The sequence below is a fragment of the Roseivirga seohaensis genome (assembly GCF_001592945.1).
Taxonomy (GTDB): Bacteria; Bacteroidota; Bacteroidia; order Cytophagales; family Cyclobacteriaceae; genus Roseivirga; species Roseivirga seohaensis.
Map to the genome: position 1 here is coordinate 365,848 of NZ_LRPB01000023.1, position 26,834 is coordinate 392,681.

The window sequence follows — 26,834 nt, forward strand, 5'->3', positions numbered from 1 at the left end:
GTAATTTTGCAGGCCAAAATAACTGGGAATTAGTTTTTTACACAATATTTATAAATCTAAAATTTAACAGCGGTGACGAAAGCAGATGTTATTAACCAAATAGCAGAGAAGACAGGAATAGATCGATCTGATGTTACTACTACGGTGGAAACTCTTTTTACAGTAGTAAAAGATTCAATGGCGGAAGGTGAAAATATCTACGTGAGAGGATTTGGCAGCTTTGTGAATAAGAAAAGAGCAAAAAAAATTGCTAGAAATATCTCTAAAAACACTGCCATCGTAATTGATGAGCACTTTGTTCCAAGCTTTAAACCTTCAAAGGTTTTCGTAGAACAAGTAAAAGTGAGTGACAAAGTAAAAATTGCGAACAAATAAGCCTTAGCCTCATTGGCTATTATGAAAAAGAATCAAATCATACTTCTGAGCGTTGGAATTATAGCTGTTGTATTACTGTACATGCTACCCACCTCTGTAGTTGACAATAAAGAAAATGAGGCTTTACAGTTTGTTGATGAAAGTAAACCAGGAGGAGAGGTAATTGACCACAGCTCTGAAATCCCTGAAGAAATTCAACCTAAAATTGATTTTTGGAAGGAAAAGCTAGTTTCAAACGCAAAAATTAAGAAAGATGAAGTAGCATTGGATTCACTGATGGTTGTTTTTCAAACCATTAACCAATACGATAGCGCTGCTTATTATGCTGAATCTTTCGCAAAAGAATTTAATACACTTACACTTTGGCAGAAGGCCGGAGACGCCTATTTCGAGGCCTTTACTTTCGCTTTAGAACCTCAAAAAGTAGAAAGACTTGGCACTAAAACCCGTGAAATGTATAGCAAGGTTTTAGAACAAACACCAGATAATCTGGATGTTAAAAACAATTTAGCGATGACCTTTATTGCAAGTTCTAACCCTATGCAGGGAATTATGATGTTAAGAGAAATACTTGAAACAGACGAAAAAAACGAAAAGGCCCTATTGAACATGGGTCGCCTTTCAATGCAGTCAAATCAGTTTGATAAAGCTGTAGAAAGGTTCGAAGCATTAGTGGGTTACCATCCTAATAGCTTAGATGGCAACTACCTTTTAGCGGTATGCTATTATGAAACAGGCCAGAACGATAAAGCGAAAGCCCAATTTCAGAAAGTAAAAAACATGGATACCGATCCGGCAGTACAAACAGCTGCTAACGAGTATCTGCAAAGAATTAAGTAAAATATTATTTCATTAAAACATTAGAATTATGCCTTGCGGTAAAAAAAGAAAAAGACATAAGATTTCAACTCACAAGAGAAAGAAAAGACTTAGAAAAAACAGACACAAAACTAAGAAGTAGTACTTCTTAGTTTTGTGCTTATACGCATCACTAGTTTAATTATTAACATTTAACTTTTTTCAAATTGAGCAACGAATTAGTAATTAATTCGACTCAAGATGGATGTCGTATAGCCCTTCTGAAAGATAAAAATCTGGTTGAGTTCCATCATGACCATGATGACAACCAGTTTAAGGTAGGTGATATGTACTTGGGAACGGTTAAAAAAATCGTCCAAGGACTGAATGCGGCTTTTATAGATATTGGGTACGAGAAAGATGCATTTCTGCACTATCTTGACCTTGGTCCGCAGATCAAATCACTGAATAAATACACCCGAATGGCCCAATCGGCCAATGATGTTAATGGCAACTTGAGCAAATTCAAGAGCGAGCCAGACATCAACAAGCTTGGCAAAATGGGCCAGGTGCTGACGCGTGGTCAGCAAATACTTGTTCAGGTTGTAAAAGAACCTATTTCAACAAAAGGGCCACGACTCTCTTGCGAGTTGTCTATAGCTGGGCGCTATATGGTTTTAGTGCCTTTCTCCGATTCTATCAATATTTCTAAGAAAATCACTGATGGAGACGAGAGAAAAAGATTGATGAGACTGATTTCATCGATCAAACCCGAAAAATTTGGTGTCATTGTTCGCACAGTTGCGAAAGGAAAAGATGTGGCCGAATTAGATAAAGACCTCCGAAACCTTGAAGAAACTTGGATTGAAGGCATTAAAAAGCTACATAAAGCTAAGCCAAAAGATAAGGTAATCGGAGAAATGAGTAGGGCTTCATCCTTACTTCGAGATATCCTCAACGAATCTTTTGACAGTGTAACCACGGATGATAAGGAAATCTATAATGAGATTAAATCCTACATCCATAAAATTGCTCCAGACAAGGAAAAGATAGTAAAGCTTTACTCTGGTAAAGCGAAAATCTTTGAAAGTTTTGGAATCGAAAAGCAGTTTAAATCGCTTTTTGGTAAAACAGTAAGCTTGCCAAAGGGCGGCTATTTAATTATTGAGCATACCGAAGCCCTTCACGTTATAGATGTGAACAGTGGTAATAAATCGAATGCAGGAGAAGATCAGGAAAGTACCGCACTTGCTGTAAATATTGAAGCCGCAAGAGAAGTAGCACGCCAATTGAGGCTGCGCGATATGGGCGGAATTATCGTGATCGACTTTATCGATATGCGTAAAGCTGAAAATAAAAAAGAGCTTTACAGAGTAATGCGTGAGATTATGGATGAAGACCGTGCAAAAAACACCGTTCTTCCCATTACCAAATTTGGCTTAATGCAAATTACACGTCAGCGTGTGAGGCCAGAAATGAACATTACTACCCGTGAAAACTGCCCAGCATGCGGAGGAACGGGAAAAGTAGCTGCTACAATACTTGTATCAGATACGATTGAAAAGAACATCGATTACATTCTTGGTACCCAAAATGAAAAAGGCATTACATTAACTGTACACCCCTTTTTACATGCTTATTTCACTAGAGGAATTTTCTCTAAAAGGTGGGAATGGTACAAGAAATACCGCACTTGGGTGAAGATCGAAAAAGACAGTTCTTTAAGTCTTTCGGCTTATACCATTAACAATAAGCTTGGCGAAGAAATAGCCATTACAGCTTAAGTTTAAAACATCAAATTAAACAAAAAGGGAACCTCAAATGAGGTTCCCTTTTACTTTATCAGTCTATTTGGTTGTTCTTACGCGAAATAGTAAGGGAATTTCCCCTTAGCAATCATTGTATCGGCTACTTGTCTACGAAGTTCTTTGGTGTTCACTAAATCCATTTTCGTAAAGCGTTTTAAGCCCATCAACATCACTTTTTGTTCATCACCTTTGGTGAATGATGCTATTGCCTCTTTGGCAGCTGCGTTCACTCTATCAACAGCTTCAGCCATATAAATTTGAGTCATGGCGATATAATCTTTACATGCCTCCTCGCCTCTTTGACTCACTAATTTCTCTGTTCTTAACATAGAAGATTCAACAGCGTAAATCTCAATCAGGATGTCCGCAAGGTTCATCATTACCTCTTGCTCGTCCTCGATTTTATCTTGAAGTGCCATTGCAGCTTTTCCGCCTACCATTAGGAAGACTTTCTTCAAGTTTTTCACTACTTCTTTTTCAGCATTGAATAACACTGACTTGTCGATGGTAGTGAAAGAAGGAACAGAAACGAGTTCTTTAGAAACTGCCATTGCTGGTTCGAACATGTTTAGTTCGCCTTTCATTGCGCGTTTCAAAAGCATTCCGATCATCAACATACGGTTGATCTCGTTCGTGCCTTCGTAAATTCGAGCGATACGTGCATCTCTGTAAGCTCTTTCCATTGGGGCGTCAGCTGAATAGCCCATACCTCCATAAACTTGAACGCCTTGATCTACCACATAATCTAAAACTTCAGAACTGTGTATTTTTGCAATAGCGCATTCAATCGCGAATTGCTCAACACCTTTTAGCTTAGCTTCAGCATCATCCATTCCACCCGCTATCAGGTCGTTAATTTTATCTTCGATGTTCTGACCTGCTCTGTAATCTAAAGATTCCGTCACGTAGGTTTTAGTGGCCATTTCGGCCAATTTACTTTTAATGGCACCAAAGCTTGAAATTGACACGCCAAATTGCTTGCGTTCGTTGGCGTATTGAGTAGCATGAGAAATTACAGTTCTGCAACCACCCAAAACTCCTGCTCCTAATTTTACACGACCAATATTCAAGATATTCACCGCGATTTTGAAACCATTTCCTCTTTCAGAAAGCATGTTTTCAACTGGTACTGGGCAATCGTTAAAGAATACCTGACGAGTTGATGAACCTTTGATTCCAAGTTTCTTCTCTTCTTCATTCATTGTGATTCCACCGAAGGTTTTCTCAACAATAAATGCAGTCAAATTTTTATCATCTTCGATTTTAGCAAACACAATAAACAAGTCAGCGAAACCTGCATTAGAGATCCACATTTTCTGACCTGTAATATTATAGTGCTTTCCATCTGCAGAAAGCACTGCTTTCGTTTTTCCTGAATTCGCATCAGAACCTGCGTCAGGCTCTGTCAAGCAATAACAAGCAGCCCATTCGCCAGTAGCGAGTTTTGGTAAGTATTTTTCTTTCTGCGCCTCAGTTCCATAATAAAGAATTGGTAAGGTTCCGATACCCGTATGAGCACCATAAGTGGTAGAGAAAGACCCAGCAGCACCAATCACATCGGCAATTAGCATACTTGTATTGAAGCTCATGCCAAGCCCTCCATATTGTTCGGGCACAGTAATACCTAAAAGACCTAGCTCACCGGCCTTCTTAAAAATATTTGGAACCAAATCTGGCTCTTTCATACTGTCGATACGATCGGCATTAGGCGTAATTTCTGTTTCGATGAAGTCGCTACAGGCTTGGGCCATCATTTTTTGCTCTTCACTAAATTCTTCAGGAATAAAAACCTCCTGAGCTGGGGTTTCTCTTACGAGGAATTCTCCTCCCTTGATTGATGCTTTTATTGTTTCGCTTGACATGTTATTGTATTTAGTATTTTGATTTGGGTATTGAGTGGGTTAGCAATTGATTGATTTCTTAAGATTATAGATCATCTTCTGTATTTTATCAATTTCTAACTCTAGCTGCCCGAATGATTCATTGTTTAAAAACTGCAATCTATTTGCAATGATTAGTTGTGTTTCCAATTCACAAGAAGAGCCGTAGGCGATTCCTAAAAACTGGTTAAATTCTCCAGAAGTATTTCTTCCAGCACCTTCCGCAATATTTGAGCTGATAGAAACTACACTTCTTCGGATCTGACTAGTCAAACCAAACCTTTCATCGGCAGGTAGGTTCTCTGTTGACTTATAAATATCCACCGCAAAGTCTACGGAGCTTTGCCAAACCCTTAACTCTTTGTTATTATTCATATATCCATCATTTATGATTTGCAAATGATCTAATTCACATTACACACCACACAATACCCAGGACTAAACCTCTATTTCAAAAACTCATAGATACCCGCTACGCCTTGGCCACCGCCTACACAAGCCGTTACCATTCCGTATTTAGCATTGCCCCTTCTTCTCATCTCGTTGAAGAGTTGAACCGAAAGTTTTGCTCCTGAACATCCAAGCGGATGACCTAAAGCAATTGCCCCACCATTAACATTCAAAATTGAGCGATCTAAATCCAGCTCTTTGATTACTGCCAAAGACTGGGCACCAAAGGCTTCGTTCAATTCAATCAAATCAAGATCGGACTGTTTCAAACCTGCTTGCTTCAATGCTTTTGGCACAGCGTCTACTGGACCAATTCCCATAATTCTTGGGTGAACACCCACAGCTGTGTAAGTAACCATTCGGGCGATAGGCTCTAAACCGAGTTCCTTTACCATTTTCTCAGACATTACCATCACGAAAGATGCACCATCTGAAACCGGAGAAGAGTTACCAGCCGTAACCTGACCACCTTGCGCAAATACAGGTCTTAATCCTGCCAATACTTCCATAGAAGTATCCGCTCTTGGTCCTTCATCTTTATCTACGGTGTAAGATTTTTCAGCCATCTTACCGTTAGCGTCAACGAATTTCTCAGTTACTTTTATCGGAACAATTTCATCATCGAACTTGCCATCTGCTTGTGCTTTCACAGCCTTTTGGTGTGACTCAAAAGCAAATTGGTCAGATTCTTCTCTGGTAATCTTGAATTCTTTTCCAACCTGCTCGGCAGTTAAGCCCATGCTCAAGTAGTAATCTTTATGCTCTGTAGCCAGCTTGTAATTCAAAGCCGTTTTATAACCCATTACTGGCACTTGACTCATTGATTCTGTTCCGCCTGCAATAATACAATCTGCCGTTCCTGCATGAATTCTAGCTGAAGCCAATGCAATAGCTTCTAGACCAGATCCACAATAACGGTTAACCGTTACTCCTGGCACAGGAATAGGTAATGACAATAATGAAATCATTCTTCCCATTTGCATTCCTTGCTCTGCCTCAGGCACAGCGTTACCTACGATCAGGTCATCAACTCTGGTTGGGTCGAAGTTAGCCACCTGGCCCACCAAGTGTTTAATTACTTCAGCAGCCATGTCGTCAGAACGTACACTTTTGAGTACACTGCGCTTGCCACGTCCTACGGCTGTTCTATATCCTGCAACTATATATGCGTCCATATTTTAAGATTTTAGAGGTCAGACATTAGATGTCAGACTAAATTTTTAATGATCGGTTTTAGTTTCTAAGCGGTTTTCCTTTGAAAAGAATGCTGTGAATTCGCTCTAAGGTTTTTGGCTCGGCAGTAAGTGCCAAGAAAGCTTCGCGCTCTAAATCAAGAAGATATTGTTCTGAAACTTCCTGCGGAGCAGTTAAATCTCCTCCACACATTACATAACCTACTTTTCTCGCAATTTTAGCATCATGCTCAGAAATATAATTACCGAAAAGCATTCCGTTAATTCCTGCTTCGAAAAGCGCTAAACCAGTTACACCTTGTACCTTAATGTCTGTTCTTTCCACTGGCTGGGTATAACCTGCTTCATAAAGTTCGAGCACTTTTTTCTTAGCATCAGAAATCAATCGTTTTCTGTTCATTGTAATGCCATCTGTAGGTCGAAGAATATTCATTCCTCTGGCTTCTTCAGCTGAAGTAGCAACCTTAGCAGTTGCGATATTCATAAAGGCTTCTTGAAGTCGGTTCAGTTCAGGATCTCCAGCTACATAAGAATCTGCTGCCCTTAAGGCGAGCTCCTTAGTTCCACCACCACCAGGGATAAGGCCAACGCCTACTTCAACCAAACCAATGTAGGTTTCGGCATGGGCTTGAATGGCATCGCAGTGCAATGACAACTCACAACCTCCACCAAGAGCAAGACCAGCTGGCGCTGCCACTACAGGTATTGATGAGAATTTTGCACGTTTCATGGTGTTCTGGAATTGAGCGATCATCAAATTGATCTCGTCAAAATCTTGATCTCCTGCATACATAAACAGCATGGCTAAGTTTGCCCCTGCCGAGAAGTTTGGCCCTTCATTTCCAATTACCAAACCTTTATAGTCCTTCTCTGCCATAGAAATGGCTGTTTGAATTCCTTCAATGACTTCGGCACCCATTGAATTCATTTTGGTATGGAATTCTAAACAAAGTACTCCATCTCCGATATCGAAAACAGATGCACCCGCATTGCCCCAAACCTTATTAGTTTCACGGATATTTTCTAAGATGATTAACTCATCTAAGCCCGGAATTACTTTATATGATTTTGAAGGAATATCATAATAGTGCTTAATTCCTTTTTCGATTTTGTAGAAGGAATCGTTTCCGGCTTCAAGCATTTCATACACCCAAGCCGCTGGCTTTAGGTCCATGGCTTCCATTTTATCAACAGTAGCTTTAACACCTAGTAAATCCCAAGTTTCATATGGTCCTAATTCCCAACCAAAACCAGCACAAACCGCTTGATCTATTCTGTAGAGTTCGTCTGAAATTTCTGGAATTCTGAACGAAACATATTTGAAGGTATCGTAGAAGGTTGTTCTGTAGAATTCACCCGCTTTGTCATCAAAGTTGACAAGTGTTTTAATTCTCGCTTTTAGGTTTTCTTCGTCCTTAACAGCATCGAGCGCTTTAAAATTCGCCCTTGTTCTTTCTCCGTATTCGTAAGTTTTTAAATCAAGCTCAAGAATTTCTGTCTTACCGTTGGTGTCTTTCGTTTTCTTGAAATAGCCTTGTTTAGACTTATCGCCAAACCAACCTCTTTTATGAACTTCTTCGACAATACCAGGGAGAACAAATTTCTCTCTAGCCTCATCATTTTCTAAGCCTTTGTACAAGTTGTTGGCTACGTTAACCGTGGTATCAAGCCCAACAACGTCCATGGTACGGAAAGTGGCAGATTTTGCACGACCAATAATTGGCCCAGTCAATCTATCAACTTCGCCCACTGTAAGCCCCATTTCTTCAATAGTATGCATGGCCGACATGATAGCATAAATACCAATTCTATTGGCAATAAAGGCTGGGGTGTCTTTACAAAGCACAGTTTCCTTTCCTAAGAAAAGGTCTCCATAATGCATTAAGAAGTCGATAATCGCAGGATCCGTTTTCGGTCCAGGAATGATTTCCAACAAGCGTAAATACCTTGGGGGATTGAAGAAGTGAGAGCCACAGAAGTGTTTCTGGAAATCTTCGCTTCTGCCTTCGCACATCAAATGCATAGGAATACCAGATGTATTCGATGTAATGAGCGTGCCTGGTTTTCTATGCTTTTCAACTTGGTCGAAGATAATCTTCTTAATATCGAGTCTTTCTACAACCACTTCAATGATCCAATCCACTTCAGAAATTTTTGACATATCGTCTTCAAAATTTCCGGTAGAAATTCTATTTGAAAAACTCAAATCGTAAATGGGAGATGGCTTTGATTTTAATGCCGTTGCTAATGCATCGTTTACCAGTTTATTTCTGGCCGCCTTATTGGATTTCTGATCTTCGGGCAAATCCCTTGGTACCATATCCAATAACAATACTTCTACTCCGATATTAGCGAAATGGCAAGCTATTCTTGAGCCCATCACTCCAGAACCTAATACCGCGACTTTTCTAATCGATCTGTTCATGTGTTCTAAAAGATTGATTTTTTATCTATAAGATTATTTATCTGTTCTATTACCTCGAAAAAGGTATCTAATTTTTCTTTCTCTATAAGCTTGTATGTAGCCTCATTAAACTGTAGTACGGTTGATCGAGAAATTTCTCGTTTTTGCTTTCCTAGGTCTGTCAAGAATATTCTAACGGATCTACCATCATTAGGGTCTTTCTCTCTGTAGATAAAACCTTTCTCTTCCATACTCTTCAACATTCGAGTAAGGCTACGAGATTCAAGACCCATAAGAGGTGCAATTTTGGTAGCGGGTGTACCTTCTTTACTATTTATAATAAGAAGTACAAAACCAATTGAAGTGGTGATGTCGTGCTTAACTGCTTGCTGGTTATACATACGGTAAATCGCATGCCAGAGCATTTTTACGTTGTGGTCTATAGTTTCTTCTCTCTTCATAATCCTGTAAGGGTTACGAAGTTAAAGAAAATTTGTTATGCATGCATACTATTTATTAGAAAAAAGTATGTTACTAAATTATGAATACGTTTGCCTATTTTATACTCTGAACCAGGACAATAGTGGTTAAGGTAGAGCTTACAATTGCTGCAATTGTCCCAAAGTTTTCCAAAAACTTACCGTTATCACGGGGTTCTTTAGGTGGTTTAGCTGAAACTGTAATAACTGATCCGTCCAAAACTTTTGGGTTAGAAAGGAAACCAATCTTACGTGTAAAGCCATTGGGGTTGGTAAGATATACTTTATCTCCCTGTTTGGTTTTTCCTCCAGCGTTCTTAACATAAGAGCGAACTGTTTTGTTTTCTAAATACTTTTGAAGCGATGGGTTCGCAACTTCTCCTTCCACCTTAACAGTATAAATAGACTCAGGAAAGTAAATACTATCTGCGTTTTGGAGAATGATATCAAATTTTTCGTTTTGTTCTCCCAAGGCTTTTTGAAAATCAAAAGCTAGTTGAACTCCATTTCTGTATAGCCTTGCACCAGCTAAATAAACATTTGGCGAAAGGCCACCCGCTCTTTCAGTTACCTCTGTTAATTTTTCACTTTTCGATTCTAAATAATATGTTCCAGGAAACTTGATCTCACCGGTGAGCTGCACCGCTCTTTGATCTGATGAACCAGGAATATAGCTTACTGAAATTTGATCATTGTCTTGAAGAATATAGTTTGATGATGACTTCTTACTTGCTCCCAAAAGGTAATTCAGGTCTAAGTCAACATCAGTGTTGAACGCAATTTTATTTCCAGTAAAATCAAAGTTTTCACGTGACACAGTAACTCTCTCACGATATGATTTTTTAAGAAATCCACCAGACTGAATTATTAGGTCTTCAACAGTCATGCTATCGGTAAGCAAGTATTTTCCTTCATTCTTAACTGCTCCTTTGACGAATACATATTTATCCAAAGTCTCTGTAATGTCTTTACTATATAAAATCACCCTATCCTTCGGCTTGAGTACAGCATTGAACTTCTTATCCAACACTTCATCTAGATTAAAAGGAATAACTTGATATTCAAGTTTACCTTGCTGATATCGTAATAAATCAGCTCTACTGGTTAGAATACGGTTTCTATATTCTAAATCCTCTACATTGGCCGACATAAAGATGAGGTCATAAAGACTTAAGTCTTTTCTCCATAAAATAGTTTTAGGCTCCGATAAAAACCCTTCTATTGAAACTGTTTCTAAAGACTTAAGCTCTTCATTATTATATACTTTTAGTGAGTCGTCTGCCTGAAGAACAATGTTTTGTGATGAGTTAACATCTGCCATAATTTCGGATAAGGAGAAAGACAAAAACTTAAGCTCTCCATTTCGGTCTTTTCGAAACACATCTATTTTATCGAGATACGTATTTGGCCTTATACCCCCAGCCGAATTAATGAGTTCTCGGATTTTTAAGTCATTATTTAGTTGATAATCACCTGGCCTGAACACTGAACCAGCTATTGTGACCAAATTATCATATTTGTCAAGCACCTCACCAAATGTCACTTCATCTCCGTCCTGAAGCTTAAAATTTATTCCGTTTCTTAAAAGACTATCATAGTTTACAGAAACAATTTCTCGATCAAAAGAACTTCCATTCGAACGATTATTGGTTGCACGAATTCTCTTTACTGTTACTGTTTTTGTAAAAGCAGTTGGCTTAAGGCCTCCAGCAAAACCAATTAAATCGAGTAGCCCTTCATTATCTTTTAATTCATAAATCGCAGGCTTATTTACTTCCCCTTTAAGCCTGATGGCATTCATTCTTGTAGGGATGAAAATAACATCATTATTCATTAATCTTAAGTCTTCACGAAGCGCTCCTTTTACTAAATAATCGTATAAATCGACATTGGAAATAAAGCGGTTGTTTCTGAATACCTTTATATCACGAAGTGAGCCTGAGGTTTGGATTCCTCCTGAAACATAAAGTGAATTTAAGGTGGTTGCAAAGGAATTGATAAGGTGTGAGCCCGGATTTTTTGATTCTCCCATTACCACAATTCGTATGGGTCTTAACTTGGTTAATGAAACATCTAAAAATATTTTTGGGGGATCTTTCTTTAAGCCTGAATAAAACTTAGAAAGAAATTCTTTCATTCTTACATTCAGCCCTTCATATGAGGTGCCAGCTACAAATACTTGTCCTACGTTTGGAATAAATAGATTTCCATTAATATCTACTTTTCCTTCGAACTGAAATTCCGCTTCTCCCCAGAGGTAAACTCTTAATTCGTCTCCAGGCCCTATCAAATAACCTGGGTCAATATTGCCTACTAGTGCCTGTTCGTTTGCGAAGGGGTTATTGTTGAAAATATTGTAACCGAAATAAACTAAGCTATCTTTTGAGATTTCAGTTTTTGATCGTTTTGGGGTAGTTATAATAGTATCCTTTTTCTCGCTATTATAATTTAAGGTATCCTTTCCTATTTTCTGTATTGACTCTAAAGAAGTTGGTTCTTCATTTTTTGAGATATACTTTCTTATGTACTCATCATAATCCAAACCATAGAGGCGGGCTTGCCTACGTGCGTCATCTTCTGACATTCCTCGCTTTCTCAGTTCGGAAAGTATTTCTTCTTGTGTATTGATACCTCGTTTTTCAAGTTCTTGTTTTACTTGCTGTTCAGACTGCGCATATCCATTGAAGCAAATGGTCAGCAGGAGCAATATAATGCAGGTAAACGAAGATTTAGTTCTCGTTCTTTTCAAGGTTCGGTATCTGTTTGGTATCTGAGGTAAGCATCTCACAAATGTGAGATACAATATTATGCATCAAATTAGCAAAAAAAGATCTGTAACTAAAGTAATTTTATTAGCACGGGCATTTGATAACAGATATTTAATCATTTATTCAATTCTTCAATATCGAAATCATCTCCTTTTCCATATTGAATTAGGCTAAAAAGATTATAGTATTCTAATGTATTTATATCCTTTAAACAACAATCTCCATTTTCGAATATTTCTATTACTTCAAATTCAAAAGACTCGGAAAAATTAAGAAGTGTGAATTTTTTTCCTACGCGTAAGTTGTTAAATGATTTAGCCATTGGGCGAAGGTATTAGACTGCGTAAATCTTCTCTATAAGATCGGCATATTTTTCTTTTATAATCCGCCTTTTAAGTTTTAACGTTGGTGTAAGCTCTCCTGAAGCTATGCCCCATTGTTCGTTTATAATCTCAAATTTCTTTACTTGTTCCCAATGACCAAAACTCTGATTGGTAGCATCTACTTCTGCTTTAAACTTATTTATGACCTCAGTATTTTTCAATAATTCGGGATCGGTTTTATTCAAACCATGACGCTCTGCCCAAGCTCCAACTGCTTCTAAATTTGGAACAATTAAGGCCGCTGGAAATTTTCTGTTTTCACCTATCACCATTACCTGTTCTATAAGAACGGACTCTTTCAGTTTATTTTCCATTACCTGAGGGGCTATGTATTTACCTCCTGAGGTTTTAAACATTTCCTTTTTTCGGTCGGTGATTTTTAAAAAACTATCATTTGTTAATTCGCCTATATCGCCCGTATGAAACCAGCCATCCACAATTACCTCATTAGTTTTTTCTGAATCTTTGTAATAGCCCATCATTACGTTAGGTCCTTTTACTAAAATTTCTCCGTCATCGGCTATTTTAACTTGCACACCTGTAAGTAGTGGGCCAACGTAATCCAGTTTAGCCTGAATTGGATCTGGCATACCAATACTTATACCTGGAGATGTTTCGGTCAGTCCGTAACCTTCTAAAATTTTAATGTCTGCCGCCCAAAACACCCTTTTCAATCGGGGTTGAATTGCCGATGCTCCAACTATTATGTGTCGAACATTTCCTCCTAAAGCTGCTTGCCATTTACTGAAAATAAGTTTTCGTGCTATCTTCAGTTTAAAATCATATGCAAATCCCATTTGCTGATCTGGATTATATTTAAGACCCAAGTTTACAGCCCAAAAGAATAACTGCTTCTTGATTCCAGAAAGTGCGAAACCCTTGGCGATAATTTTATCGTAAATTTTTTCGATGAGCCTAGGAACTGTATTGAATCCATGCGGCTTAATTTCTTGCAGATTATCACTAATCGTTTCTAAGCTTTCGGCATAATGAACAGATAAGCCAAGCTGAAAATAGAAGTAAATTGCGGTTCGTTCAAAAATATGGCATAGAGGCAAAAAACTTAGTACTTTATCATGGCCTTTTTTGTATTCTGCTCTTTCTGAAACGGCAGTGGCGTTAGAAATAATGTTTTTATGATTAAGCATTACGCCTTTAGGGCGACCAGTGGTGCCAGAAGTATAAATGATAGTAACAAGATCGAGTTCGGTAATTTGGCCTTGTATGTCAGCCATTTCCTTTTTTTGTTCGGCAGAACCATCGGCTAAAAGTGAAGACCAATGCTCTGTAAGTTTGGACTCATCAAAAATATAAATCGGTAAATCAAGATTTGCTTTTAGTGCACCGTTTTTCGCTTTAAGATAAATTTCCTCTGTAGAAACGAAGACCAATTTGGTTTCGGAGTGTTCAAAAATAAAAGCGTAATCGTCATCAGAAATAGTAGGATACATAGGTACACTGATGGCACCAATTTGCTGGATGGCTACATCTGCAAAATTCCACTCTGTTCTATTTTCGCTTATAATGGCTACTTTTTCTCCTGGTCGTATACCTTTATTCATCAGCCCAAACGAAAGTTGGGTTGATTTATCTATTACTTCCTGAGTAGAAAATTTTCGCCATTTGCCATTTTTTTTATCAGCTAGGCAAACATCAAGATTATACTGTTCTAACTGCTTAGGGAGCAGTTCAAAAAGGCGTGTAGCAGTGTTCATAATTATTGGCTAATGTTTATCAAGATAATAAAATCTGTGAGCAGTAAAAATTAACCAAAGTCTCCTCGCAGTTCTCTCAATCTTTTACGGGCTTCGGAAACGAAAATGCTTCCTTTATATTTTTCCAGCAATTGAAGGTAAACATCCATTGCTTTTTCTTTGTCTTTTAAGTCATCCTCTAAAATAACTCCTGTTAGAAACAGAGCGTCATCTCCTAAAATTTCAAAATAATGTGTCTGATTTATAACTCCTAAAGCGGCTAAAGCTTTATCAAAATGGCCAAGCTCTCTTTCTGTTTTTGCCATTAAAAAATATACCTCGTCAATAATTGAGTGCTTAGGATATTTTTCAATCATTTGGTTTAGAGCCACAATAGCTTCATTTTTTTGATTCTGAAAGAGTTGTAATTCAATATTGGCGTATTCTTGCATCACCACATCTGTAGAATCAAAAACGGTATTATTTTTAATTAGAATACTGAGGTTTAAGGCATCATTTGCAATTTCTCGTGATGTAGCAAGTTTTAGAATATCTAAATGACTTTGGGCAAGCTCAAACTCTCCTTTGAAGTAAGAAAGTTTCGCGCTTTTCAGTTTTGCCTCATAACCAAGGGGCTCGTCTTTAAACATTCTTTCTACTTGAGCATAGAGTAAAATTGATTCCCAAGGTTCTTCATTAAGTAGATAGATATCTGCCAAATCCATTTTTGATTCTGCAATTACCCGATGTTTACCTACTGGTTGGTTCACATTCTCTGTTAGGATTTCGATGGCTTTTGGTATTTCATTTAAATAAAAAGCATGCAAATGCGCAACCCTTCTATTGGCATCAATGATATTAAAAACGTCTCTTAAGTTTTCTTTATAGGCATCATATTTCACAATTAAGCTTCTAATTGCAGTAGTATCCACAGGATAGGTTTGCTTGACCACTTCTTCATCGGCCAACAAAACATAACGTTGTGCTAAATTTTTACTCGGACTATCGGGAAACTCCGTAAGTACATAATCAAATGCCTTTTGTGCTGTTTTGTATTCTTGATTTCTGAATGCAATCAAACCCACGTTAATAATATTTTCTGCATTATTCTGAAGCCTTCTATCTAAGGCCCTAGCCTGCCGTAAGGCAGCCGCGAAATTTTTCTGCTGTAGGTGGGTCCAAACTAATAGATCGTTGTAAATAGGATTACCTGCGTCTTTCTGAATGAAATCGTACAGCGTTGTTTCAAGTGTATCTAAATCTTCAGGTTCTGTAAGTACTCGTTGAAATGAGTTTTTAACATAGCTCAAGTTTTGTGGCTGCGATTTTGAAAAAATGAGATATTCTAAAACCATCTCCTGCTTTTGATTCATTAACTGGTAAGCATTTGCCAATTCTAATGAAAACATTTCAGGCCGGTTCATTGCTTTTCTTCCTTGCTGATAAGTTTCTAGGGCCTTTTCTCTTAAGTTTTTTTCAAAGAATACCTGAGCTAAGAATCTTATACCATTTGTTTTCTGATTTTCTCCGGCATCCTTCGCTTGCTCAGCAATTATGTCATCAAATACTTGCTCTGACTTTCCCTCTTCTTTTTGACTTTTGTAGAGCATTCCCAAATCTACCTTATAGAAGAAGTTTTCTGGATTATCTTTAATTACACCCTTTAGGTACTTTTCGGCTTCTTTAAATTCTTCTTCGCTTAAAAGTAATTTTAAATAGTTGTCGTGTATTCTAGGAATGTTTGAGTTGTTCTTGGCTAATTTTTTATACTCAGTTAATGCCTTCTCAAACTCTCCTTGCTCGTAATATTCATTTGCAAGTGCAATGGCATCAACTTGCGAAAATGCAGCACTAGTGATAAGTATCATAAATAGAAAAAGAGCTGTCTTCCTCATAGTTGTTAACATTTTCAACACGGTAGTAATTAAATATAGTTAATTGATTAAAGATAATTATTCTCTATTAAGACTGTGGATATGTGTACAACTTGATTCCCCACATTTGTTCTTCAAATCTGTTGGTAAGTTGTATAGAGTATTTCATTTATGCACATCTTATTAACTTACAAATTACTGATTATTAGTTAGTTATTTTTTTATGTGAATAGCGATCAATTTTGTGGATAATAATTACTGACTTTTAAAATGTGGATGGGGTTCTTAAAATTACTTGAAAGGTTACGAATTTATCCACTTGGCTTTAAGTGGGCACTGATGAATGTGGAGTAGTGTGGATTGTAGTTGGTCTATCCTCGTTCTTATTCACAGTTAATCCTTGTTATTCACAGTGTGAGAAATGTTTATATCGCCTATTTCCCAGTTCTTTTTAACGCTAATGGTTTTGCTTTTCGAAATGGGATCTGTGTAGAATATTATGGATTCTGAAGGTGTTCTTGTAAGTATATTTCCAACATCATGTCTTTTATTATTGTTGGTATCGATAATCATTCTCACTTTATAATTACCTGCATCAAGGTTGTTGAAGGTGTAATTCTTAATGTTATACAGCTCACGAATTACGTTTCCTTGATTATTTATTAATTGTATGATGAAGTGAGGAGCATCTGTTGTTATGGTGCCCTGTATTAGCCCTGAGTCTTCTGATTTGGCTACTTGAAATGCTTTTTGAATGAGTGATGATGTATCTGCTTCAACACTTACAAATGCTCCTTTTTCGAAAATGGCTTGTAATTGCTCACCAGGTTCTATATAGTTGCTTGCATTTAAGGTCCAGGAAATTTCTGTTTTTGATCTGTTCCATGTCATCAATGAATCAGGTATGGAAAATTGATTGAGACTATCTTTTTGAAGAATTACTTTCTCAGAATTATAAGCTACTATGGGTTTGTTAAATGCTACTTTAAGATTGAAGATATTTGAAATATAAGGGCTTGATGGATATATGTCGTGCGTTAGCTTATCTCCTTCCAAGTTGGATTCGTTGAAATAGAGTTTAACAATTTGTTTCAATCTGCTGTCAATAGAATCATTTGCGTTTATGACCAAGTTGGTGGAATCACCATAAGTTTCCATCGTATTGTAAATTCTAATTTTGTCGGGACTATATAAATGATGGCTTAGAGGTATATCGCTTTCTAATTCATAAGATGTAATGGGTTTGTTGAAAGTGATATCGTAGTATTTTCCGAAATGGCGATTCGTTTTGATAGCCAAAGGAAGAACATTGAGTCTTTGTAATGAGAATGATTGTTGAGCGATATTCTCTGTTAGATATACCGTGTCCATCAGAAAACCATAAAGCTCTTTTTCAGTATCGGCTTTAGAATTATTGTTTTTATCTACTGCTGCATACACTAAGAAATTTCCGGAAGGAAGGTTTTGGAATTTATAGTTTCCTGCCGTGTCGGTTTTTGTTAAATATAGAGCGGCTCCAGAAGTGATATTCAACGTGTCGGAAGCCGGATACAATGAAACGAGTGCTTGTTTTACTGGTTCAGATGTATATAAATTGGTTATTTTTCCTGAAATGGATAATGAGTCAATTGTTTCACCAGTTGAAAAACTGAGATAAAGGTTTTCAGGAATATTGCCTTCATTTAGGTCTACTATTGTATTTCCGAAGTTAAAGGAATAGGTAGTGTTTGCTCTCCACGCGCTATCGAATAACAATTGTACAGTATTACGTTTGATTTTTGTCTTAAAGTTACCACCTATTGAAGGTGTAATGATCAGGTTGTTCTCAATAGATTTTGTAGTAACTGCTTCGTTGAAAACTAGTGTTACTGTTTTTTGATTGTATTGAGTTTGACCATCACTTGGGTTGGAAGTAATTAGAATGGGTGGATCTTTATCTTCAGGTCCGCCAGTTGGTGATGATATACGGGCACAACCTAGTATTGATAATAGTATGGCAGTGGAAAGCATCTGTATTCTTGTCATTTTCTGAGGATATAGATTAAACTGCTGTATTCGCCATTGCTGTTCGCTTTGCTATTGGATTTAAATCCATTTAATATTCCGCGAACTAGAGTCATAGAATTGCCCAAATATTTTTCTGAAAGCATACTTACGTAAAAAGCATCAAACACCATTGGTTCAATTTTATCAATTTTTAGGCCATGTTGTTTAGCTAATTGATTTACACTTGTTCTATCGAAATGATAAAGATGTCTGGGTACATCATAACCAGCCCAATGCTGTTTGTAGTGCTTCGCATCATATGATTTATGATTAGGAAGTGCTAATAATAATATTCCATTTGGTTTGAGTTGATTGATCAATAACCCTAACACGGAGTTAAGGTTATGTACATGTTCTAAAACATGAAATAAGGTGATTACATCGTAAGAATTATCTTTAATTGATTCTAAATTATGTAGAATCAACTTCTGAATTGATTTATTATTATGAGATAAGGCATTTTGATCTGGTTCATAGCCTTTAGATATCCAGCCCTTATTTGAAGTATAATCTATAAAATGACCAGTTCCTGAACCGTAATCTAAATGATGAATTTGTGAGGTCTGGTGGAGCTGCGATTTAATAAGTCTATATTTTTTTCCAAGCGTATATGATCTTACTAGTTTGTATAGAAGGCTAGAAAGACTTTTGGTTTTATTGGAATGCGAAATATAATCTACGGATTTATAATAAGGGGCTATTTCTGTTTGTGTAGGTCTTGGATTGGTAAAGACTAAATGGCATGAAGTGCACTTCTGAAGTTGAAACTCTTCATGGCTCAAGAAATGATCATTGATTTTCAAATAGTTTTCAAACTGGGCATTTCCGCAGAGTGGACATTCCTCTAATCTTTCCATGTTTTATTTACCCATATATACCATAAGTACTGAAATATCTGCTGGCGAAACTCCACTTATTCTTGAAGCTTGCCCAATTGTAGATGGCTTTATTTTCTTGAATTTCTCTCGAGCTTCAGCAGATAAAGCACTAATGGAATCGAAATCGAAATCATTTTGAATAGTATGGTTTTCTAAACTGTTGATTTTCTCTGCCAACTTTTCTTCTTTATCTATATAGTCTTCGTATTTGATAAGAATGTCAACCTGTTCTAGAATTTCATGATCATACTTTGCCAAGTAGTTTGCAAGCTCTTCATCGAATGCTGGTAGATCATAAATATTGATTTGTGGCCGCTTTAACAGCTTGGCATAATTGGTTCGGTGTTCTATAGTTGCTGTACCAAGCGCAGCGAGGGCTGGATTAGCTTTGTCTGGGTCGATCTTCTTTTGTCGAATATCATTTAGCAGTTTCGAAACAGACTTCTTTTTCTCTTCAACATTTGTAAGTCTTTCGTCTGAGGCCAATCCAAGTTTATGACCTTTGGCCGTAAGGCGAATATCTGCATTATCTTGTCGTAAGAGTATTCTGTATTCGGCTCTAGAAGTAAACATTCTGTAAGGTTCATCAGTACCTTTATTAATCAGGTCATCAATTAATACTCCGATATAGGCTTCAGACCTTCCTAAAACAAAAGGTTCTTTATCGTGTGTTTTATTATGCGCATTAATTCCAGCCATTAACCCTTGGCAAGCTGCTTCTTCGTAACCGGTGGTTCCGTTAATTTGGCCAGCAAAGTACAGGTTTTGAATAAGGTTGGTTTCGAGAGTCGTACTTAACTGTGTTGGGGGAAAGTAGTCATACTCAATAGCATAACCTGGTCTGAACATTTTGGCATTTTCAAAACCAGCTATTTTACGTATTGCCTTAAACTGTACGTCTTCTGGTAATGATGTTGAAAACCCATTGACATAGATTTCAACAGTGTCCCAGCCTTCTGGTTCAACAAAGATTTGATGTCTCGTTCTTTCGGCAAAACGATTGATTTTATCTTCTATAGATGGGCAATAGCGCGGTCCTAAACCTTGAATTCTACCATTGAACATTGGCGATCTGTCGAAACCAGTTTCCAAGATTGCGTGTACTTCTGGATTGGTATAGGTGATATAGCAACTTTTTTGTTGAAGCAACGGTGTAGTTGAAGGAGAAAAAGAGAATTTTCCAGGCACATCGTCACCCTTTTGTTCTTCCATTTTGGAATAGTCTAAAGATCGACCATCTACTCTTGGAGGTGTTCCAGTCTTCATTCTGCCTGATTCAAATCCAAGCTGAACGAGTTGTTCAGTGATTCCTTTAGATGCTCCTTCTCCTGTTCTACCACCACCAAATTGTTTTTCACCAATATGAATGAGGCCATTAAGAAAAGTGCCATTCGTAAGCACAACAGATTTTGATCTAATCTCAATACCCATTCCGGTGGTAATACCTACTGCAGTATTGTTTTCTACAATAATGCCAGTGACCATCTCTTGCCAAAAATCGATATTAGGATTACGCTCTAGTGCCAATCGCCATTCTTCCGCAAACCTCATTCGGTCACTTTGAGTACGTGGGCTCCACATTGCCGGACCTTTGGACTTGTTGAGCATCCTGAATTGGATCATAGATTTATCGGTAATAATTCCCGACATACCTCCAAGTGCATCTATTTCTCTTACAATTTGTCCTTTTGCTACCCCGCCCATTGCGGGATTACATGACATTTGAGCTATGGTATTCATGTTCATGGTTACTAAAAGAACCTTTGAACCCATAGTTGCAGCAGCATTTGCAGCTTCGCAACCAGCGTGGCCAGCACCAACAACTATGACATCGTATTGATTGAACATATAATTTTCTTCTTGATGTTTCACGTGGAACAGTTCTACAATGCTAGTTGATTGCGTTACAGTGTTTCACGTGGAACAGTTGATTTTTTAATTGATTTGTAAAGATAGATAAGCTTCTTCTTTTTCTCTCATGAGCTGTTGCTCTTCTTCTGTCTTGTCGTTATAACCGATGAGGTGAAGTAAGCCATGTGCGAGAACTCTTTTGAGTTCAAGTTCGAAGGATACATTTTGATCAGAGGCATTTTCTGTTACCCTGTCAATCGAGATGAAAATGTCAGATTCTATTGGGTCTTCTGGGTTATCGCGATTATCAAAAGTGATAATGTCTGTATAATAATCGTGATCTAAATACTCTTGATTGATTTTCAATAGATAATCATCTGAGCAGAAAACATAGCTAATCTCTTCTATCGAACTATTTTCGGCCTCTGCAATGCGCTGTAGCCAAGCAATTATTTGATCTTCTGATTTTAAAGTGAAGTCAATGTCTTCAGAAAAGAAGTTAATATTGTCCATTAATTAAGGTAGAACGTAAGTTTAACTTCTTGTCCGTTATCATTGAAAGCAACTTCGTCAGCTAAATGCTTCATTAAGAAGATACCTCTTCCACCTGGTTTAGCTAAGTTTTCAGGTGCCGTTGGATCGGGTAAGTTGTTGATAACAAACCCTTTACCTTCATCTTTTATCATAAATGTAACCGAGGTTTCTTCCAAAATCATAGAAAGATGCACGAACTTACTTTTCTCTAATTGGTTACCATGAATAATGGCATTGTTTACCGATTCGATAACGGCAATCATGATGTTTCCGTAAAGGTCATCATCTAACTGATACTTTTCTTTGGCGTTGTCTATAAAACTTTCGACAATACGAATGTTCTCAACTAGAGAAGGAATTTCAATGCTAATAGTGTTCATGTAGAGAATTAATTCTTCTGCTTTATTTTTTTGAAATACTTATTGGTTTCTTGCTTGTAATATGGATTAAGAACAGCAGGAATAGTTTTTAATAATTCAATTTCTTTTTCCTTTGCCTTAAGGTATTCGTTTAAAGATTCTGGTACTGATATGTCATAGTCAGTTGCCGTTTCTCCTTTTCTTTCTTCATCTTCACCCCTTTCGTTCATTGCGTTTTCAGCTTCTAACAAACGGGTAAGTATTTCTTGTTGTCTTTCTACAGTTTCTTCCGTCAGATTTTTATTGATAAGGTCTTCCTCATTCTTTTCCATCTGGTTAATGAGCTTATCAATTTTCTCGCCTAAATTATCTCCATCAACTCCGGTTTCAAAATTTTCAAGTGCATTTCTCAAACGTTGCTGCTCTGCTGCTAGTTTTGCTAATTCTTCAGAAAGTTGCCTTCCGGATTTTCCACTTTTCTTTAATTCACTTATTTGTTCACTAAGCTGTTTCTGGAGTTCACTTAATCCACCAGGCATTGGCTTATTCTTTTTATTGCCTTTGTTAGACGAGCTGGCCATTTGGTTTTGCATTTGCTGAACGATATCATCTAATAATAGGGCCAAATTATTAATAGAAGTCATTGTAAACTGCTGTTTTCCAGTAGCTTGATTGATTCTTTTTTCTTTCAATTCGTCCAAAGCGCCATCCATTTGTCGGTTCATTTCGCTTACTTCTCTCATTACAAATGACGAGATTTGGAATACCCGCTGAGAAAGGGAAATTAAGCTATCCTGAACAATTTTAGAGTCGTCTTTAAGCTTGAGTTGCTTCTGAGTAAGATCTACAAATCTAGGGTCACTCTCGCGTATTTCACGGAAAGAATTCATCAGGTCTTCTTGATTGAAAGAAAGCGTAACAAGGTTATCTACAAGCTCTTTTAAGAACTCAAGGTTTTCTTGCTGCTGTTCCATTTCCATACCACCTTGCAATGATTCAAGGTTCTTTTTCATTTCCTTCATTTTCTCAGCTGCTTTTTGCTGAGCTTTGGTTGCGTTTTGTCTTTGTTGCGAAGGTTTACCCTTTTGTTGTTCTTCTTCGCTCTTCTCGTTTTGCTCTTCTTGTCCTTTTTCCTGTTCTTCTTTAGATTTCTCTTGGCTATTTTCTTGCTCAGATTCCTGTTGAAGTTCTTCTTGCGCTTTTTCTTGCTCTTCCTTTATTTCTTCAAATTGTTCTTTTAAGTCGCTAGGTAGGTCATCTGGGGTTTTTCTTTCTTCATTTAACTCATTTAGCTTCTCCATTTGCTCTTGAAGTTTTTCGAGGTCTTTCTTTTCTTGAGCTTGTTTTTGGCTGAGAGAATCTGAACTTGATTTTTCGTTTTGAGTTTCTTCAATCAGCTGTTCTTGGTCTTTAATGGCTTGCTCTAATTCCTTTATGTTCTGCTCCAATTTCATGTCGAATTGAAGTTTTTTGAATAATTCTAAAGTTCTTTCTATCTCCTTTTCAAGGTCGCCACCCTTGTTTTTCATCTCTTCTATTTTATCTCTGAACTCAGATATATCACCTTGTTCTTCAAGCAGTTCTCTCAATTCATCATAGAGCTTTTTGGTTTCATCATCAAGAATATCATTCATCAACTCTTGTAGTTGATTCATTTTTTCTTGAATCTTATCGTTTTGAGGAGAGAATTGCTCTTTCTTCATGTTGTTAAGCTGATTTTCTTTCTTTAACTCCTCCAACTTCTCTGCTAGTTGATCTTTCTGCTTAAGAATATCTTGCATCAGCTTTTCATCTTGCCAATCCAATTCTTTTTTAGTTTTCAGGCGTTCATCTACCTCACTTAGTTTTTCATTAAGCTCTTTGGCCTCTTTTAAGGTTTTATCTATGTCTTTCTGAACCTTTTCTGCGGTGCGATCAATTTCTTCTTCAATTTCTTCTTTTGAAGGTATTTTGAATGAATAGGTGCTTGTTTTTACAGATTTTGACCCATTAACTCCGTCATTATCAGAAACTTGTACATAATATTTGATTTCTGCGCCAGCAGTAATTTTAGCTGAATCTAAATTGAAAACCTTATAATAACTCTGGCTATTCAAAGCTTTATTCAGTTCTAAAGGAAGTTCTTCAAAGTTTTGGTCGTCCTGATATTGGTAGAAAATAGAAAGGCGAGAAAAGCCATGGTCATCAGTAATATTTCCACCTAAAACTAAAGATTTGAATAAGACGGTATCTTGATATTGATCTAAGGTGATTTCGGGATAACGATCTTTTACTGCTTCAACTGCGAAAACAAGTGAGTCGCGGTTGAGGCTGTATTCATTCTTGAGTTGGATGGAATAACGACTAGACTTACTGATTTTTTGTTCGTAGCTGAAAGTACCGTTTGAGCTCTTTTTTGCCTTTTCATATATGTCAAGCTCTGGAAAATTGAGTTTTACTTCATCTGTATTATCGGTATCGAATTTCCATTTAACAATGGTGCCTTCGGGAACAGAAACGTTTCCAGAGTTTTCTAACTGCTCTTTTTCTCGTTTTAAATACTTCGGAAACTCAAGTTCAAGGTTGAATAATGAGAGTGATGGTCTAGAAACAACTTCAATTTTATATTCTGACGAAGTAATACTTTCCGCTTCTAACGAAAACTTAGTATCTGCTTGAATTCTGGTGAATGTGTACTGAAAGCTTTCTGGCCCTGTTTTATTGGCTTTTACCTTACGGTTATTTGTCCATACATAAAGATTTTGAGGAATAGAGCGCCCTTCAGTATTTACTTCCAATGTAAAGTTTTCGCCCTTAAAGGCCTTAAAATCGGTGTTTTTAATAGAAAAGGAAAAAGGAGCTTCAGGAAGAAACTCAGTATTATAGTTTATTATTCTTGTAGAACTTTCTGTAAGAAACTGGGGAATGAAAAGCAGTAGAATAACGATTATGGCACCTGGTCCTATCACATATCGGAGGTATTTTCGGTTGCCTTTGTAGTCTATGGCATTCACGAATGAAATTTTACCGACTTCCTTACTTTTCTGCTCTATACTGGCCAAAAGCAACTCGTTTTGTGCCCTATTGAGCTTTTCTAACTGAATTATGTTTAACAGCTTGTCTGAAATTTCTGGAAAATGAGCTCCAATTTGCTTAGAGGCCTCTTCGTTCGATAAGTGTTTTTGTGCGTTTCTTAAGTGGTATAAATTTTTACCAACAAACCAGAAGAAAGCTAATAAGCTTCCAAAAACGAAAGAAAAGAAAAGGATAGCCCTACCCCCGCCACTTAGACGTGCCGAAAACTCAAAAGCATTGGCTATAATAAAAAGGCTAAGAAAAAAGGCTAAGAACAGAATAGAGCCTTTGATCAACCGGTTAGTGTAGAACTTTTTCTTATATGCCTGAAGTTGCTGTTTTAGTAGTTGGTTAGAACTCATCTCCTGAATTTAAACTTGTAAATACTCATACGTGATTGAAACGTATTTGATTGTATAACAATTGACTAAAGGAGAAATATACGATTTAAATTATCGAATTTCTAGGAGTATCGGGCAGTGGTCTGAATGAATAGCATCGTTTAAGATAGATGCGCTCACTAATCGGTCTTGCATTTCTGCTGTGGTCATGTGATAATCGATTCTCCAGCCCTTGTTATTTGCTCTTGAGTTTGCTCTGTAGCTCCACCAAGAGTATTCGTGCGGGTTTTGATTAAAAACTCTGAAGGAATCAATAAAACCCGCTTCTGTATATTTTGTCAGCCATTCTCTTTCTTCAGGCAAGAAGCCAGATGAGTTTTTGTTAGAAACGGGGTTGTGAATATCAATCTCTTTGTGAGCAATATTGTAATCTCCGCTTATAATTAAGTTAGGAATGGTTTTTCTTAATTCATTGGCGTACTCAAAAAAGAAGTCGAGCCATTCATATTTAAAGTCTTGGCGAATGTCTCCGCTTGTTCCGCTTGGCATATAAACGCTCATAACCGAGAAATCTTCATAATCGGCTCTGATTACCCTTCCTTCAGCATCATACAAAGGGTTTCCGCAACCATGTTCCACGTGAAGCGGCTCAATTTTACTGAAAATCGCTACTCCACTGTATCCTTTTTTTTGTGCAGGCTCCCAATATAAATGGTAGCCTAAAGCCTTAAATTCAGAAGTATCTACTTGATCGGGCAATGCCTTTAGCTCTTGTAAACAAAGAATATCAGGGTTTTCGGTTTTTAGCCAGCCCACAAAGTCTTTTTTCATGGCGGCCCTAATTCCGTTTACGTTATAGCTGATAATCTTCATAATTCAATTTTTAATTCAGTCTCAAAATATTCAATTACATGCATTTTGAGAAGCTTTTCTTGATCCATTAAATCGAAATGAGGTAATGAAACATCTGTTTTTTTCCAGTGAGGCCAACCATCAGCATCAATTCCCTCTAGTTCATAAAATCCTGAAAGACTTAATACTTTGCAAATAGCAATGTGCATCAAATCTTGCTTTTCTTCCTTAGTAAAATTTTGTTTGCCGTTGCCAAGCTCTTGAACCCCAATAAGAAATAGAACCCCATTAAGATCTTTGGGCCTTTTGCCCAAAAGCTGCTCTAAATGGGTAAGCAACCTTGCCCAATTCCTCTGAAGTTCTAAATCCTTTTTATACATTATTTATTGAGCTCATCCCAAAATTCAACTGCCCTTCTAAGGTGAGGAATTACAATGGTTCCGCCAATCAAGTTTGCAATTGAAAAGACTTCGAAAACTTCTTTAGTGGTCACTCCCAATTCGTGGCATTTTCCTAAATGGTATTTGATGCAGTCGTCACACCTTAATACCATAGAGCTAGAAAGCCCGATTAGCTCTTTTACTTTTCCATCCAATGCACCAGGAGCAAAGGCATTAGTGTCTAGATTAAATAATCTTTTCAACACTGTGTTGTTCTCTTCCAAGATTTTTTCGTTCATCTTGGCGCGATAATCATTGAATTCTTCTACAATAGTCATTACCTTAATATTTCGTCAAATATAGTTTCGTTTTCTGAATGCCTAGCAAGATAAATTTAATCTTGAACGACTTTGTCGCTCTCTTTTTTCCAAAC

21 protein-coding genes are annotated in these 26,834 nt (G+C 37.2%); 3 read left to right on the forward strand and 18 right to left on the reverse strand.

Translation table 11 applies throughout. From position 1 onward, the window contains the following. Positions 1–72 precede the first annotated feature (72 nt). The 3 genes from AWW67_RS08005 (at position 73) to AWW67_RS08015 (ending at position 2,957) form a co-directional block, all read left to right on the forward strand. The gene (locus AWW67_RS08005; RefSeq protein ID WP_053221676.1) at positions 73–375 is read left to right on the forward strand and encodes an HU family DNA-binding protein; all 303 of its coding nucleotides are present in this window, start codon (positions 73–75) and stop codon (positions 373–375) included. Positions 376–396: 21 nt separating this feature from the next. Further along, positions 397–1,215 carry a tetratricopeptide repeat protein gene (locus AWW67_RS08010; RefSeq protein WP_062300987.1) on the forward strand — a complete coding sequence of 273 codons (819 nt, stop codon included), beginning with the start codon at positions 397–399 and terminating at the stop codon, positions 1,213–1,215. A 185-nt stretch (positions 1,216–1,400) separates the two neighbouring features. After that, complete coding sequence (locus tag AWW67_RS08015; protein ID WP_062300988.1) at positions 1,401–2,957, forward strand: Rne/Rng family ribonuclease; 1,557 nt, start codon at positions 1,401–1,403, stop codon at positions 2,955–2,957. A gap of 77 nt (positions 2,958–3,034) precedes the next feature. Here AWW67_RS08015 and AWW67_RS08020 read toward each other — a convergent pair whose 3' ends face one another. From AWW67_RS08020 to AWW67_RS08105, 18 genes are all read right to left on the reverse strand, one after another. Next, positions 3,035–4,843, reverse strand: a complete 1,809-nt coding sequence (locus tag AWW67_RS08020) for an acyl-CoA dehydrogenase FadE (protein ID WP_062300989.1) — start codon at positions 4,841–4,843, stop codon at positions 3,035–3,037. Positions 4,844–4,882: 39 nt separating this feature from the next. Further along, a complete protein-coding gene (locus AWW67_RS08025; protein ID WP_062300990.1) occupies positions 4,883–5,236 on the reverse strand; it encodes a four helix bundle protein in 354 nt (117 codons plus the stop codon). A gap of 71 nt (positions 5,237–5,307) precedes the next feature. Next, positions 5,308–6,486 (reverse strand): thiolase family protein, encoded by a 1,179-nt coding sequence (locus AWW67_RS08030; RefSeq protein WP_053221681.1) that lies wholly within the window; start codon positions 6,484–6,486, stop codon positions 5,308–5,310. A 58-nt stretch (positions 6,487–6,544) separates the two neighbouring features. Continuing rightward, positions 6,545–8,929 (reverse strand): 3-hydroxyacyl-CoA dehydrogenase/enoyl-CoA hydratase family protein, encoded by a 2,385-nt coding sequence (locus tag AWW67_RS08035; RefSeq protein WP_062300991.1) that lies wholly within the window; start codon positions 8,927–8,929, stop codon positions 6,545–6,547. Between the two features lie 5 nt (positions 8,930–8,934). Continuing rightward, entirely contained in the window at positions 8,935–9,369 is a 435-nt protein-coding gene (locus tag AWW67_RS08040) for a MarR family winged helix-turn-helix transcriptional regulator (protein ID WP_053221683.1), read from the reverse strand. A 94-nt stretch (positions 9,370–9,463) separates the two neighbouring features. Beyond that, the gene (locus AWW67_RS08045) at positions 9,464–12,136 is read right to left on the reverse strand and encodes an SLBB domain-containing protein (protein WP_141655406.1); all 2,673 of its coding nucleotides are present in this window, start codon (positions 12,134–12,136) and stop codon (positions 9,464–9,466) included. Between the two features lie 134 nt (positions 12,137–12,270). After that, positions 12,271–12,477 carry a hypothetical protein gene (locus AWW67_RS08050; RefSeq protein ID WP_062300993.1) on the reverse strand — a complete coding sequence of 69 codons (207 nt, stop codon included), beginning with the start codon at positions 12,475–12,477 and terminating at the stop codon, positions 12,271–12,273. A 12-nt stretch (positions 12,478–12,489) separates the two neighbouring features. Then, positions 12,490–14,253, reverse strand: coding sequence for an AMP-dependent synthetase/ligase (locus tag AWW67_RS08055; protein WP_062300994.1), 1,764 nt, complete (start codon positions 14,251–14,253; stop codon positions 12,490–12,492). Between the two features lie 50 nt (positions 14,254–14,303). Beyond that, positions 14,304–16,127: a tetratricopeptide repeat protein gene (locus tag AWW67_RS08060; RefSeq protein ID WP_176700013.1), complete on the reverse strand. Its 1,824-nt coding sequence runs from the start codon at positions 16,125–16,127 to the stop codon at positions 14,304–14,306. Between the two features lie 372 nt (positions 16,128–16,499). After that, positions 16,500–18,131 carry an Ig-like domain-containing protein gene (locus AWW67_RS08065; protein ID WP_062300996.1) on the reverse strand — a complete coding sequence of 544 codons (1,632 nt, stop codon included), beginning with the start codon at positions 18,129–18,131 and terminating at the stop codon, positions 16,500–16,502. Continuing rightward, the gene (locus AWW67_RS08070; protein ID WP_062300997.1) at positions 18,128–19,009 is read right to left on the reverse strand and encodes a class I SAM-dependent methyltransferase; all 882 of its coding nucleotides are present in this window, start codon (positions 19,007–19,009) and stop codon (positions 18,128–18,130) included. Before AWW67_RS08070 ends, AWW67_RS08065 begins: the two co-directional genes overlap by 4 nt. Positions 19,010–19,012: 3 nt before the next feature. Beyond that, the gene (gene mnmG / locus AWW67_RS08075) at positions 19,013–20,878 is read right to left on the reverse strand and encodes a tRNA uridine-5-carboxymethylaminomethyl(34) synthesis enzyme MnmG (RefSeq protein ID WP_062301536.1); all 1,866 of its coding nucleotides are present in this window, start codon (positions 20,876–20,878) and stop codon (positions 19,013–19,015) included. Between the two features lie 87 nt (positions 20,879–20,965). Continuing rightward, positions 20,966–21,394 (reverse strand): rRNA maturation RNase YbeY, encoded by a 429-nt coding sequence (gene ybeY, locus AWW67_RS08080; RefSeq protein ID WP_062300998.1) that lies wholly within the window; start codon positions 21,392–21,394, stop codon positions 20,966–20,968. Then, complete coding sequence (locus tag AWW67_RS08085; protein ID WP_053221691.1) at positions 21,394–21,795, reverse strand: ATP-binding protein; 402 nt, start codon at positions 21,793–21,795, stop codon at positions 21,394–21,396. Before AWW67_RS08085 ends, ybeY begins: the two co-directional genes overlap by 1 nt. Positions 21,796–21,803: 8 nt before the next feature. After that, positions 21,804–25,190 (reverse strand): DUF4175 family protein, encoded by a 3,387-nt coding sequence (locus AWW67_RS08090; RefSeq protein ID WP_062300999.1) that lies wholly within the window; start codon positions 25,188–25,190, stop codon positions 21,804–21,806. Between the two features lie 90 nt (positions 25,191–25,280). Beyond that, positions 25,281–26,042 (reverse strand): exodeoxyribonuclease III, encoded by a 762-nt coding sequence (locus AWW67_RS08095; protein WP_062301000.1) that lies wholly within the window; start codon positions 26,040–26,042, stop codon positions 25,281–25,283. Beyond that, positions 26,039–26,401: a hypothetical protein gene (locus AWW67_RS08100; protein ID WP_053221694.1), complete on the reverse strand. Its 363-nt coding sequence runs from the start codon at positions 26,399–26,401 to the stop codon at positions 26,039–26,041. Before AWW67_RS08100 ends, AWW67_RS08095 begins: the two co-directional genes overlap by 4 nt. After that, positions 26,401–26,739 carry a carboxymuconolactone decarboxylase family protein gene (locus AWW67_RS08105; protein ID WP_053221695.1) on the reverse strand — a complete coding sequence of 113 codons (339 nt, stop codon included), beginning with the start codon at positions 26,737–26,739 and terminating at the stop codon, positions 26,401–26,403. The genes AWW67_RS08100 and AWW67_RS08105 overlap by 1 nt, the downstream gene beginning before the upstream one ends. Positions 26,740–26,834 lie beyond the last annotated feature (95 nt).